Source organism: Vibrio sp. CyArs1 (assembly GCF_022432925.1).
GTDB lineage: Bacteria > Pseudomonadota > Gammaproteobacteria > Enterobacterales > Vibrionaceae > Vibrio > Vibrio mediterranei.
The window spans coordinates 478,198-492,244 of sequence record NZ_JAKRBO010000003.1 but is presented as its reverse complement, the minus strand read 5'-3'; the positions used below and the strand labels follow the sequence as shown (position 1 = coordinate 492,244).

At 43.7% G+C, this 14,047-nt stretch carries 12 protein-coding genes; 3 read left to right on the top strand and 9 right to left on the bottom strand.

Annotation, left to right across the window (positions count from 1 at the left end):
• From MMA19_RS12815 to MMA19_RS12795, 5 genes are all read right to left on the bottom strand, one after another.
• Positions 1-1,107, bottom strand: coding sequence for an enolase C-terminal domain-like protein (locus MMA19_RS12815; protein WP_239913674.1), 1,107 nt, complete (start codon positions 1,105-1,107; stop codon positions 1-3).
• Between the two features lie 107 nt (positions 1,108-1,214).
• Positions 1,215-2,126 (bottom strand): ROK family protein, encoded by a 912-nt coding sequence (locus MMA19_RS12810; protein WP_031493722.1) that lies wholly within the window; start codon positions 2,124-2,126, stop codon positions 1,215-1,217.
• Positions 2,120-2,998, bottom strand: coding sequence for an N-acetylneuraminate lyase (locus tag MMA19_RS12805; protein WP_031493723.1), 879 nt, complete (start codon positions 2,996-2,998; stop codon positions 2,120-2,122). The genes MMA19_RS12810 and MMA19_RS12805 overlap by 7 nt, the downstream gene beginning before the upstream one ends.
• 418 nt (positions 2,999-3,416) lie before the next feature.
• The gene (locus MMA19_RS12800) at positions 3,417-5,069 is read right to left on the bottom strand and encodes an SgrR family transcriptional regulator (protein ID WP_240206383.1); all 1,653 of its coding nucleotides are present in this window, start codon (positions 5,067-5,069) and stop codon (positions 3,417-3,419) included.
• Between the two features lie 304 nt (positions 5,070-5,373).
• Complete coding sequence (locus tag MMA19_RS12795; protein WP_124941821.1) at positions 5,374-5,892, bottom strand: DUF2058 domain-containing protein; 519 nt, start codon at positions 5,890-5,892, stop codon at positions 5,374-5,376.
• A 198-nt stretch (positions 5,893-6,090) separates the two neighbouring features.
• Here MMA19_RS12795 and MMA19_RS12790 point away from each other — a divergent pair, with 198 nt between their 5' ends.
• Together MMA19_RS12790 and ggt are read left to right on the top strand one after the other, a co-directional pair.
• Positions 6,091-6,867 carry a sulfite exporter TauE/SafE family protein gene (locus MMA19_RS12790; RefSeq protein WP_240206382.1) on the top strand — a complete coding sequence of 259 codons (777 nt, stop codon included), beginning with the start codon at positions 6,091-6,093 and terminating at the stop codon, positions 6,865-6,867.
• A gap of 148 nt (positions 6,868-7,015) precedes the next feature.
• Entirely contained in the window at positions 7,016-8,752 is a 1,737-nt protein-coding gene (gene ggt, locus MMA19_RS12785; protein WP_240206381.1) for a gamma-glutamyltransferase, read from the top strand.
• A 24-nt stretch (positions 8,753-8,776) separates the two neighbouring features.
• Here ggt and MMA19_RS12780 read toward each other — a convergent pair whose 3' ends face one another.
• Positions 8,777-9,529, bottom strand: coding sequence for a hypothetical protein (locus tag MMA19_RS12780; RefSeq protein ID WP_240206380.1), 753 nt, complete (start codon positions 9,527-9,529; stop codon positions 8,777-8,779).
• Positions 9,529-10,692, bottom strand: coding sequence for a BamA/TamA family outer membrane protein (locus tag MMA19_RS12775; protein WP_240206379.1), 1,164 nt, complete (start codon positions 10,690-10,692; stop codon positions 9,529-9,531). The genes MMA19_RS12780 and MMA19_RS12775 overlap by 1 nt, the downstream gene beginning before the upstream one ends.
• Before the next feature lie 236 nt (positions 10,693-10,928).
• Here MMA19_RS12775 and MMA19_RS12770 point away from each other — a divergent pair, with 236 nt between their 5' ends.
• Complete coding sequence (locus MMA19_RS12770) at positions 10,929-12,569, top strand: diaminopimelate decarboxylase (RefSeq protein WP_240206378.1); 1,641 nt, start codon at positions 10,929-10,931, stop codon at positions 12,567-12,569.
• Between the two features lie 56 nt (positions 12,570-12,625).
• Here the strand turns inward: MMA19_RS12770 and MMA19_RS12765 are convergent, their stop codons facing one another.
• Positions 12,626-13,216 (bottom strand): alpha-ketoglutarate-dependent dioxygenase AlkB, encoded by a 591-nt coding sequence (locus MMA19_RS12765; protein ID WP_240206377.1) that lies wholly within the window; start codon positions 13,214-13,216, stop codon positions 12,626-12,628.
• 2 nt (positions 13,217-13,218) lie between these two features.
• Complete coding sequence (locus tag MMA19_RS12760; protein WP_240206376.1) at positions 13,219-14,010, bottom strand: MBL fold metallo-hydrolase; 792 nt, start codon at positions 14,008-14,010, stop codon at positions 13,219-13,221.
• Positions 14,011-14,047 lie beyond the last annotated feature (37 nt).

Sequence of the window (14,047 nt, the reverse complement as noted above, 5' to 3'; positions counted from 1 at the left end):
CTACCCCTCAGACCAATTTGAATGACTGCGATTCAGATCTTGAATACCCGACTCCAATGGTGAGCAATGGTATAGCGCAGATTTTTCGTAAGCGTATGCATGCTCCACATCTGGAGTTAACTCAATACCCAGTCCTGGTGCATCTGGTAAAGAAAACTTTCCTCCATCAATGTACTCATCAAAGTCAAACAATGCTGGGCGCAGAGAAAAATAAGGCATAGGATACTCAATGAGTGAACCTCCAGAAGCAAAAGCAGCGATGTAATTCGCCATCATTGACACGGCTCCTCCCCAAGAATGCACTACCGCTTGACAATTCGAACGCTGTGCATAATTGCAAACCTCGATTGTGTCTTGAATTCCTCCGATGACTGATGCATCAGGCTGAACAATGTTGTAATAAGCCTGATCAATACGTTCAAACAATTCTTGTTTTGTTGTGACTATTTCTCCACCTGCGACACATATCTCAGAGAGTTTTGCTAGGGAGGGAAGTTGCGAGAGCTTGTCGAGCCCTAAGCACTCTTCAACAAAAACCAACTGCTCTCCTGTTCTGTTAAAGACCGTTTGACAAAAGTCAGTAACTTGCTTCGCAGTCTGTCCGTTGATAGCTAGATTTTGGGTCATATCAACGGCAACACGAATACCTAAACGCTTTCCAGCTTCCACAGTCCAAACCGTTTTATCAATTTGATTGTGTCTAGCTCGAATCTTAATAATGTCGATTCCACGTGAATGAAGCTGTTCCAACTCACTTCGCATATAGACGGGATGTAAAGAATCTCCTCCCGACCCATACATAGCAATCGATTTGGATTTTGCTCCGCCGAAAAGCTCGACCGCAGGAATATCTTTACATCTGGCATAAGCATCAACTAACGCAATTTCTAATGCTGAAATTACGTGTTGAGCTGCACCTTGCAACGACCAGTAAGCTGTTGTGTTTTTTGCTTTCGTTAATGGCGCTTGATAGCCATCAGTAACATCACAACCAAGTATCGAAGGTGCAATTAGGTTGACTATCGAGCAAAACACATCTGGTGCAAATACACCGAGGTAACCCTCACCAATGCCTTTAACACCATTACTCAATGTAATTTCCAACATCGAGCAACACCTAAGTCCCTCAGGTAAGTGAAGAGCATTCTCTGCGCAACCTTCAAATCCGTATTCGCCGGTTAGTATAATTGGACGAATGTGCTTAATAGTTACCATCAAATTAGCCCCTTCATTTGAGGAAGTATTGCCGCCCCCAAAACACCACTTGAATCGCCATGAAGTGCCTTTACAACAGGCGTAGACACTTTTTTGTTGAACGTATATCGACTTAGTTTGTCTTGTACCATTGGATAGATATTCGACTGATTCGAAACACCACCACCTAAGACAATGATTTCTGGGTCAATGATATTAACAACGGAGCCTAATACTCTTGCCAGCCGGTCTGTATATTCATCGATATGTCTAATTGCGTCTTGATCTCCTGTCTTATATAAGTCAAAGATCTTCTCTGCTGATATCTTTGAATGAGACAATTCCCAGAGTCGTTCTAACCCAGTTCCCGAGAGAAAAGATTCGACGCAGTTTTGTGACCCACAGTAGCAATCTACTGTAGGGCCATCGACACTAGCGTCGTATCCGGGTAATGGATTGTGGCCAATTTCTCCCCCCAGGCCATGAAGTCCATCAACGATATCGCCGTTAATAACTACACCACCGCCACATCCTGTCCCTAAAATCACTGCAAGACATGAGTTTGCTGCCTCTTTGGCTGCTCCATTCTTAAACTCGGAGATGGCCAAACAGTTTGCATCATTGGTCAAGGCAATTGGTAACGAATAAACGCTCTTCAGATCTGCTAAAAAGTCTTGGCCATTTAGATACAGAATGTTTGCACCTTGCATGGTACCGGTGGTTCTATTAATCGATCCGCAACAACCTACGCCAATAGATTCAATACTGGACTGAGCCATCAAGTCATCAATCAACGACTTTACAGACGCCAAAAACTCTCTGTAATTCGTTCTCGGCGTAGTAACACGCTTTCGTTGTTTTATCGCCATCGTTCTCGAACAAACCAAAACACCTTCAATTTTTGTGCCACCGATATCCAAACCAATTAGCATAACCCTGCCTCTACGAGTTGAGCTAATTTAGCTTTGTGCTCTTGAGAAACACTATTAAGTGGACGGCGACAATACTCCGAACTCAATATGCCTTTCAGCTTAAGTACATATTTCAAACCTGGAATAACACCGGCAGCAACAAGTGTATCAATGACTTTATTTGCCTCTCTTTGAAGATGTGTAGCCTTGATTACGTCTCCCGACTCTAAAGCGGTATTAATATCTAAAATACGTTGAGCTTGGACGTTATAAGTAGAACCAATTCCACCTTTTGCTCCCGCAACCAAGCCAGATGCAAGTATTTCGTCGAAACCATTAAAAATAGTTTTGTCGGCAAAACCTCTAGAAAGCTGTTCCATTTGATATAGATCAGCAGAAGTCTGCTTGAGTGCAACAACACCTTCCAGATTAAGGAGTTCACCAATTTGGTCTCTACTTAGACTCATCCCTGAGAATGCAGGGAAGTTGTATACAACCATTGGTTTCCCAGCAGCTTGAATAATACTGGAGTAGTGCTGTTTTAATTGCTCGAACCCTACTGGATAATAGAAAGGCGTCACGGCGGATACCGCATGATAAGGAAGATTCGCAGCAGCCCTTGCTATCGTCTCACTCTTCTTAGTAGAGATATCACCCACGTGAGCAATCAACGTAGCATTCGTTGAAGAAACAACTTCCGCAGTTGCTTTTAAGAGTTCAATTCGTTCGTCAGTAGTGCATAGAAATGCTTCTGCAGTTGAACCGCCGACATAAAGTCCTTTCAATCCAGATTGAGTATTGAATTCAAGTAATCTCTGTAGATCTTGAAAATTAATACTCTCATCTTTGTTAAAAGGAGTGAGCGTAGCTGCATAAAAACCTGATAAATCCATCAATGCGTCCTATTTATTACCTTAACTATAATCACTATACCTGTTATACCAGTATAGTGCGTGATAGCGATCACGCTTATTGAGCAAAAATTCAACAACAAAGAAATATGTGATCTAGTTATTAGTTTCTACAATCACGTGTTTCTAGCGTTTACGAATAGGAGAAGCGACAGCTTTGAATAGCTTCAGAATGATTAAGTTAGCTAAAATTCAATTAGTTATATTGAGGATCATTGGAAATCGAGATAGTGGATGTTCTGATTCTTTAAATTCAATCGCTCGTTAAAATACGAGGTTAAGTAACATTAAGCAGATTAAGGTGCGAGTAATAGTGCGAACTCAGGGGGTTGAAAAATTCATGAGCAAACACTCGAACTTTAGCCAAGTAATAGATGACAGCTTGTGTGATAAATACAAACTAGTCCAACCACATTTTCGCCAGAGTCGGTACCCCCATTCCATTGATCTCGACCCCTGATAAGTTATGTGACGTCTTGAATATCATGTCATCTCGCCATAATGGGCAATAGTAGAACTGTTGGATAAGCCAGTTTTCAGCTTTGTGCATCTTTAATAGGAAGTCGTCACTAGTTTCACTCTCTTCTAGCCATTCATCTAGAAAGCGGGTCATATTTTTCTGGTTCTCCACAGAGAGACACCTTCGGAAAACATCGGATGTTAAGAGCCATTCGTAGTACTGAAATGCTTGGTCCTCACTAAACACATAGCAGTCAAAAGAGATGTCAACGCTGTAATTATGTGCTTCGTCTTTATTTACCACGACCCAAGATTCAGATGCGACATCGATTTGCTCTAACACTTTCAAAAGCAGGCTGCGATGTACGTGCCTGACTTCAATAACCACAGGTCTTCGAGGTAATGCAGATGTTGTCGTAAAGAAGTACAGTCCTTCCTTTTGATGACATCGCATTATGCTGTTTGCCTGACACATATTCATTTCAACCGATCTGAATTGATTCACAATCCAATGTCGTTCTTCAGACGATAACATGTTGTTATGATGAATAAACTGAAGTACTAAACCTCCATCTTGCTCAGCTACTTGGCTATCTTCATCATTGCTATGTGATAACTCTCTTAGTTCCTGAAAGTGGGCAGTTGTGGGAGAAGAATCCGCTTCCCAAAATTCGACTTGATCTATCAAGCCACCGAGTGCGAAATATCTGTGGTTTTTAGTAAAGCTCCAGTGAAAAGTCTTAAACGTACCAACAGAGTAAGGTCCCGTTCCGTTAGGAAAGGTAGGTTGTTCGGTATCAAAGATACCCGAATGGACGTCCGCTAAAAGATGAACAAATACAGGATCATGTTGACGTAGTTTTATGTGAACCCATTGTCCCTCAATAGTGATGCTCTCTAAATGCCTGAATAGTATTTTGTAGCTATGCTCACTAGTATGCCTGATTAACAGATTTTCCTTCACTATCTCTGTCGTTAGTCTTTGATTATCATGAAAAAAGACGTCATTTCTTAATCGGAAGCTCAGTTGATTATCTTGATAGCTGAAATGGTGGGCAAGGTGCGGTATGACACGCTGAGTGACAGTATCAAATCTTAACAATGTATCAAATACGCCCTCAAGTAGCATGATAGAGCGAGACGAACGAGCATGCATCGGTCGCCATTCAGGAAGTGGGAATGGAGTCGCATAGATCAACGTATTTTGCTTTCTTAGCTCACTTTCTGCATCTTGTAACCAATTAGAAAGGTTGGCTTTAAAGTCAATCTGGTAATCAAAATGTTCCGCTAATTCAAACGCTGTTTGGACCTGTCCTGCACCAACTAAAGCTCTCAGCTGATTTAGGATAACTGCCTTAAAGTCAACAAGTAATGTAACTTTAGACAAGTTACCTCGCCCTCTACCTGCTTTCCAATCTAGCCACCCACGCTCCATCAAAGTGCCCATCAGCTTGCTGACATTACGTTCGGAACACGACAGATTTTCCGCTAGTTCTCCTATCGTAACAGGATGAATGGTTCCGACTGAATATAGCTGATTGAGCTGTTGGAGCCTTCTAAGTTGCGTTATCGAGTAAAAAGGTGAACTTCCCATAATCATCTCTTCATTCTTTGTTCGCCAATTAGTTTACATAATAACCACACACTCAACCCGGAGGTCAATATGTATCCTGTATATTATCCAACACACACTGTAAGGGCCGAACGCCAAGATTACCGCTATGCCGCCAAAGCGACCGAACCTAAGCTGCTGAGCATTTTATTTGTATTTCTTCAACTCATTCTTGTTCTGTAAGCGATTGGGGGAAAACCGATACCATGAGAGCAAACTCACATTTTGCAGATAGAAAAAAGCCTCGATACTGTTGCCAGCATCGAGGCTTCTAGAAAATACCTACTTACCACATCAAGTCATCAGGCACCACATACTGTGCATATGGATCATCCTCTTCAAGGACTTCCTCTTTCGATTCATTCTCGATGATAGTTTCTGAATCACGTTCCATGATCTTCTTGGCAACGACACTTGGGATAACGGTATAAGTGTCTTCTTGTCGTGCTATAGAAAGTATTCCTTTGCTAAGCTGATCTCGGACTTCCTGAGTCACATATATAGACTTCACAAGCGTGCCGTCAGTGAAATTGTATTTAATGTCACCGTCGCGCTGTTCAATAGCATTTAATGTGATTAATTGTTTAACTTGAGCCTTAATCTCTTTGCTCAATTTCTCTTCGTCACGTTGTTTGTTTAACGCTTGATCTCGTTCTTTTTGAGCCGCTTTGTTCTCTTCAACAGCCGCTTTTGCTTCACGCGCTTGAACACGAGATTTTTTAGAGCCTTTTTTGGCTTTCTTCAGTTTTTTTTCGTTTACAAGGCCAGCTTTCAACATCTGTTCTTGTAGGCTTAGTTTCGACATGGGATGTAGACCTGAATCAATTTACCTATTGCCTTAATGTTCCCAAGAAATTCGCGCGAGAGCAAGTGCTACGCTGCTATCTCAAAATAAAAATCCGTTACATCAAATCAGAGATCACGTTGGTATTTAAACACTTTGAGACTTACGTAGGATTGCTATATGTTATTGCTTAGAAAATAACAAAAAATTAACGATTTTATGCTGCTCGACATCACTCAATTAGCCACCTTATTTGTTGCCGGTATTCTCGGCGGTATTCTCAACTCCATTGCTGGAGGGGGAAGTTTTATTACTTTCCCTGCCCTACTTCTAGCTGGTGTCCCTCCAATCACTGCCAATGCCACCAACACATTCGCCGCATGTGCTGGCTATATAAGTGGCACCTACGCGTTCAGACGAGAAATTGTCAGAGACAGAGCAAACCTTACCAAGATCATTGTACTAAGCCTTTTTGGTGGTATTACCGGTAGTTTCCTTTTGATCCAAGTCTCTGAGCAACAGTTTGTTACTGCGGTACCTTGGCTTCTTTTAGTCGCTACCTTGTTGTTCTTATTTGGCGACATCATCAATAACCACCTCAAAAAGGTCAGCAGCCACGCTAAGCTTGGCTTGTTAATATCGCTGATGCTTTCATTGTTCCTAATAGGGGTTGGTGTATTTGGCGGATTCTTCAATGCGGGTTTAGGGGTTATCGGGCTGAGTTATTTAGCGGTCGCAGGCTATCGTGACATCAACCTAATGAACGGACTCAAACTGCTAATTTCAACCTGTGTGTCAGCTATTGCCATCGTACTTTTTATCTTCAATGGATTGATTGATTGGCAATCAGGCATTGCTGTCATGCTGGGCACATTAACGGGCGGTTACTTTGCCGCTGATTTATCACGAAAAGTACCCCAATCTTACGTTCGTGGCTTTGTTGCGCTGAGCTCCATTGCCATCACCTGCTACTTTTTCTACGACATATATCTATAACCAGCGGGAATAATCAATATAACTTATATAACCCTCTAACCTATCAATGACAAAGTGATGACCGGACGGTAATCAACTCGGTGTGTGGATATGTTACTGATACTTCCTACCCTTAATAATAAATGTATCCAAAAACACCGAGGCCCTCATGTCAGTACGCTACGCGGTTCTGTTATCGCTTGTTTCATCGGCGGCTTTTGCACAGCCAAGCCCTTTCCCGACCATTCCCAATGATACTGGGAAAGAGTTTATGGTCAGTGCTACCAATCCTTACGTCACAAGCACTGGCTACACCGTTCTCAAGCAAGGTGGAAATGCTATTGATGCTATGGTGGCTATGCAAATGGTTATGTCGGTTGTTGAGCCGGACATGACTGGTATTGGCGGTGGTACCTTCGCCTTACATTACGACAATGAAACCAAAAGCTTTACCGCCTACGATGGACGAGATGCCGCTCCAGCGAGTGCAACGCCCGACATGTTTCTCGATGACAACGGCAAGGCAATAAGCCGAAACGACATATTGGGACCTCGCTCCGTCGCAATACCAGGGACCCTTAAGCTCCTCTACGAAACACATCAAAAGCATGGCAAGTTAGGGTGGGCACAGTTGGTCCAGCCAGCTATAGATTATGCTGAAAACGGCTACGCTATGAACAGCTATACCTATGACATTGTCGTGCGTGAAAGTGAACGTTTAGTCAATGACCCTGAGATAAAAGCGCTGTACTGGAAAGGAGAGACGATTCGGCCAACTGGTACTAAAATGACCAACCCTAAAATGGCGAAAACACTTAAAATGATCGCCCAACAAGGGGATAGCTATCTCTATCAGGGACCATTGGCAGAGCGTATTGTTGAGACGGTCAACGCACAGCTAAAAGACGGACAAGCCAAACTCACTCTAAAGGATTTTACCGATTATCGAATGAAGCAACGCGATATCATCCGCTCAAATTACCGAGGCAATCAAATCGTCTCATTCGGTTACCCTGCTTCCGGCGGTGTCCTTGTTTCTCAGTCGCTTGATATGCTCGAGAAGTATGATATCTCCAACATGACGTACACCAGCGCCGAACCCTGGCGACTAATGGTAGAAGCGATGAGACTCGCTAAGGAAGATCGTATCGCATACGCAGGCGATCCTAGCTACGTTGATACACCCGTCAAAGAACTGCTTGCGGAAGACTATATCGATGATCGCTATGAGCTCATTCCTGAGCAAGGGGCAGGTAATAAGAAATCGATAAAACCAGGATTGCCTCCGGCTAAGACGCCAGCCAATCACGAGGGTTTTGAGAGTCAAGACACTGGACATATTTCTATCGTCGATGCACAAGGTAATGCGGTAGCCATGACGAGTACCGTAGGAACGGGAATGGGCTCCGGCGTTATGGTCGATGGCGTTTTACTTAATGCTCAGATGGCAAACTTCTCTTCAATTCCGAGTATCAAGGGTAAGCCAGTTCAAAACTCTATCGAACCAGGTAAGCGACCACGTTCTGCCATAACGCCACTAATGATGATGGATGACAAAGGCCAGTTGCGTTTGGTGGTTGGCAGTCCGGGTAGTTCTCAGATTCCGGGGTATGTGCTAAAAACCATCGTTGGTATTGTTGATTGGAATCTTCCAGCTCAAAATGCTATCGACCTGCCCAACATTCAGTACGGGACAAAAATCGACCGTACCAAGCCATATAACCCTACAGGTCTATTGGTCGAAAAGCGCACATTTGCAGAGTCTATGGTGCCGGAGTTTGCCGAAATGGGCTACAAAGTTCACGTCATCCCAGTGGTAAGCGGGCTCAACGCAATTGAAATTAAGGATGGTGAGCTACATGGCGCCACTGATCGTCGCCGAGCCTCGACTTCGTTAGGTGATTAAAATCATTGAGACAGAGTCTAGAGGTTAAATGCTGGACTCTGTTTCTTCACAGCCTAAAGTCATAGATTTGAGCTCTAAACCACCATTGAATAAAAAACCATGATAAGTCGCTTTGACGAGTTGATAATCTAACTTTGGTGAAAACCAATACGTTACGGTTTCCGCACCTGTTTGCTCTACTTGGATCACCTCAAGCTCGCCCCACGGCTCAACCGTCATTCGCTGCGAGGCCATTACTTGGTATTGATACGGTTCGGGGCCGTCAGAAGCTTGCCTAGTTAACGTGAAGCTACTAAACCCTTGTTTGACCCATTCTCTAAGTTGAAGAGAAAGCGTATCCATATCACGAAGCGGTTCGGCTGGATTATCGTAGGAAGTTAGTTCACCATTGAGGTTCACTTCACTTTGAAGACCACTTTCAGAAAAGCTAACTAACATATCCCGACTTCGAAATCCGGATACCTTTTGATGAAAGGTTTGAGTAAGGAAAGTGTTATTTCGGTAAACAAACTGAGCCTTCTGATGATACTTAGTACCAATGCCTAATATACTGGCGCGACTATAAGACTCGACACTCCCTTGGTGCCCATCAAACGTCTCATAGCGCTGCATACTGCCTGTTCGAATGCCACTAAAATAAATCGCATAGTCAAAGCTATTTCGGCACAGTGCACTATTATCATGCGATTTCATTGCTTCAGCACTGACGGCGGCAGAGGTTAGCAGCACACCAAATCCAGCGAGGTGATTCAACGCTTTTGTTAACTTAACAACCATTAAAACGCCTCATTCACATTCAAATAGAAATGCGTTTCATGCTTACCTTTACCTATGTCTGCACGCAGGTTGATTCGGTCTTTAATTCTGACTCTAAAACCAGTTCCAACAGAGGCAAGTACATCTTGGTTCAACTCATGAATACTAGGTGCTACACTACCGGCCGCGCCCCAGAATACCATACCGTAACGTTGAAAAACGGGTAATCGGTATTCGACTTGTCCCATCGCCATTTGCTTGTCTCGATATCGACCTCGAATATAACCGCGCATCGCACTTGAACCTCCAAGATCAGACAATGCATACCATGGAACATCACCGCTGCTGAACTGACCTTGCAGCTGCCAAGCCAAAAGACCAGGCATGGGAGAGAGATCAATATAGTTGTTGAGTTCAACGCCATAACGTCCATATTGCTCATTATTATCAGAACGATGAAACAAAGCCGCATCGACTTCAAATAACCAGCCCTCTGAGGCATTTAGACGATAATCACGCGAATCATAACTACTAAAAAGACGAATACCGGAACTGGTACTGCTCGGCAAAGTCAAAGAAGTCGGCCCAGCTTCACTTTCTATGTTTTCTGCTTTAGCGTGTGTAACCTCTGCCCCTATGCCCACAAAATAATTATCAGCTAGCGCGGTCATCCATGTCGGTTTGAAAGATACCAGCACTTCATCAAAATCATTTTTATTATTCTCGTTATCTCCGGCGGCACTACCTATCCCATAATAAACTGCCGCTTCATTATGCAGCTCCAATTCCAAATTTAGACGTTGCTGACCTTGGTTAAAGTAGGTCATGTTTTCCGCACTGATGCCATAAGACTGGTTCATTGACGCATAAGTGTTAACAACTAGGGAAGAGGGCTGTTCTTGTTCTGTCGCCTTATCAGTTTTATATAAACCCACAAGTAGCAGCCCCACTCCGAATTGCTTTTCAGGCGTATAGTAGGCGGTCGGAATATAACTCATGTCTATTGTTTTTGAGCGATCAAAATCTGCATCAGCACCGAATATATCCAGAACATCGTCCACGATATTGGGCTGGTAATCGTTAGGAGTAGCAATAAGAGGTTCAACAGCGAATGCAACTGGAGAGAAACCGGCGAGCAACACGCTTAACCGACACACGGTTCCTTGTGCAAATTTAAACATCATGTTTATGAAATCGTTGGAGAAAAACGACAGTATACGGCAAGGGATGCTTGGGGGGAATAGAATTAAAATCAACGACCTACTAGCAGCCTAGTACTAAGGGTTTCTTTCTCATTTAACACCGATTTGGATTTAGCGTAATTTTTATTGACACTGAGTGACATGATGCTGTTTTGACCACTGGTTAATCTAAGCCTTAGTTAAATGAATCAAGACTTTACCTTTAACAGAGGCCAGACATGAAATATCAAGATCGTTTAGAAGAAACCGTGAACCATCTCGGCATGGTATTAGCAGAGCAAAAGCAGTTACTTGAAGAACACAAAGCAACCATGAACTACGCCGAGCGTCTTGAGAATATTCTCACTCCAACAGACACACTCACAACCAAGGGCGATGATCTGTTAATTGGAGGCTGCAAAGCAAACGATCTTATTGAACAGTATGGCAGCCCGCTATTTGTGCTGAGTGAAGATACACTGCGTGGTAACCTGCGTCGTGTTAAAGCAGCGTTTGGGAATTACTGGCCGAAACCTGTCAACGTTATGTTCGCAATCAAGTCGAATACTAACTTCGCGGTACGTGCTATTTGTAATGAAGAAAGTGTTGGCGGTGATTGCTTTGGCCCGGGTGAAGTAGAAGCGACTCATATTGCTGGAGCAGATCCGAAAACGATCGCTCTCAACGGCACCGTGAAACCTGAGCTAGCAATTCGCAAAGCGATTGAGTACGGCTATGCCATTCACCTAGACTCTTATGAAGAAATCGAAATAGTTGAACGTATCGCCCGTGAAGTAAAACCTGAGGACAAAGTAAGAATTGCTGTTCGTCTCAAGGTTCTACCAGACGACTTCTTCGACAACTTCTCACCAGATGCCTACCCATTCCCTGACTTCAAAGGTGCAATGAAGTGGATCAAGTTTGGTTTGTTGCGTGAAGAAGCGAAGAAAATCGTTAACCGCGTAAAAGAGATCGATATATTTGAATTCTACGGCTTCCACACTCACCTAGGTCGTTTCTCTAAAGATCCAGCAGGCTGGGATGCGTTGTATCGCCAATATGCTAAAGATGTGATTGAAATTTCTCGTGCTTGTGATGTTCAACCATTCCAAGTCGATCTTGGCGGCGGTTGGCCACGTGAACGTGAGCCTGAATGTCGTAGCAAAGAGCACATGATGAACGCCAATACCATTGAAGACTACGCAAAAGTGGTTTGCGCGGGCATGTTGGACGAATTCAACCGTGCTGGTTTTGACATCCCTCAGTTGTGGTTAGAACCGGGCCGTTATATTGCAGGTAACATAGGTACGCTTCTCACGTCAGTTTATGTCGTTAAAGACGATCAAGAAATGGACTACACCTACACTATGGTGGATGCGTCTACTTACCTAGCGACCTTGGTGGAATCTCAGGAGTCTAAAAACCCTGTCCTTCCAGCAAGTAAAATGACACAACCAGTGGTAGCAAAAACCACTGAGATTGCAGGGCCAATCTGCATCCCTTCAATCTGGGAAAGTGGAGCCACCATGCCTGAACTGCAACCAAAAGATGTACTGGCGATTATGGATGTAGGCCACTACGCTGAGTCTCAGGCCAGCCAATTTAACTCGTTACCGCGCCCGGCTACAGTACTGGTTAAGGATGGTCAATCTGAACTAATCAAGCGCGCAGAAACCGTAGAAGATGTGTTTGCAACTCAGATACTTCCAGAACGTTTTATCAAAGCAAAAGCGGAACTCGAAAAAGCCAGAACACCAGTGAAAAAGCCAGCACGTAAAGCTGCGACGAAGAAGCCAGCAGCCAAAACAGCTGCTAAAAAGCCCGCTGCCAAAAAGCCTGCGGCTCGCAGAGTGTCTCGTAGAAGCGCCGACAAAATATAGAGTAACGTAGAACGAAAAAGCTCCTCGCCACTGGTAGGAGCTTTTTTGCCTTAAGCTTATTTGGAGTAGATATGCCTAAACGTGAGATTAATCCTCGGTTCAACATGGCGGGCTGTTTTCGGTACCGTATGTAACCAATGGTGCTGTGTATCACCAGCCATCACTAATAGACTTCCACTGGGTAAATCTAGCGTTATCTTTTGCTTGGTTTCTCGATGTTTAAGCGCAAATCGGCGGGTGCCACCAAAGCTCAACGATGCGATCACTGGAGAGTTGCCAAGTTCTGGTTCGTTATCGCTATGCCAACCATTCGAGTCTTGTCCTGTTCGATACAGATTAGCTAAAACCGAATTAAACGGTGCTTCAGAAGCCAACTCACATCGCCGTCTTAAGTCTTCGAGATGCGGTGTCCAAGGTAGCGGATCCAACGTTAAATTGGAGTATTGATAACTCGCATCACCATACCATGCTTGCAACCTTGGTATCGTCACCCATTTACCAAACATCATGATCTTATCTTCACGCCATTGCAGCTCGCTGTTTAACAGACGAAACCACTCTAATGATTCGAACTCGTCAATAAAATCAGGAATCCACAGTAGTTTGCCGCCCAGTACTTCAGTCCAACGTCCTTGTGTTAATTCCATAGTTAAAACTCGATAACTTCTCCGTCTTCGGGAATGAACACTTTATCTGATAGACCATGTTTTTCCAGTGATCGACGCAGCGTTTCTCGGTCAACTGGGCAGTGGTTTAGTGCTTCCATATGATTTGCGATAACTTTACCCGGAGACAATCGGATAAACTCCATTACCTCATTGGCAGGCATCAATAACGGTTGCCCCACATCCATTTGCGCTTGACCTGCTGCCACAACAGTAATGTCTGGCTTAAGCTCGTTAAGCGCTCTTTTTACGTCCTCTGTCAACACAGTATCACCACTGATATAAATACTTGGTTCATTTGGAAGTCGTAAAAAGAACCCAAATCCATTTGCCATCACTTTATGGATCCAACCATGACCGTGCTGAGCAGGTACACCAACGATTTCTCCTCCTAGAAATGGTATTGGTTCCCATGCTTCGAGACCATTCGCTACCGTTATCCCATATTTTTCGAGATACGCTTTATCTTTGAGAGGAGTCGTAACAGGTACTTGATGATCAATTAAGAATTTTTCACCCGCGGGGTCTAAATGATCCCCATGCTGGAGAGGCTTAAAACCAAATGTCTGGCTGTGAGTAACAAGGGCTTGATTTACCCTATTAAGTATCGAATCCGCATTGGTTGGAAGATCAACGGTAGGGTTCTTTTCTGCTTTAAATCGAAACACAGAAAAAGGAGGCATTGACCCTTTTTCTCCAAGCATTGGGTCAATCAAAATGAAATTTTCGCCAGATTCAATAACAAACGTGGCGCTTCTTAAGTGATGAATTTTCATAGTTACCTCCTATCTGAATATAGGATAATTATGCAAA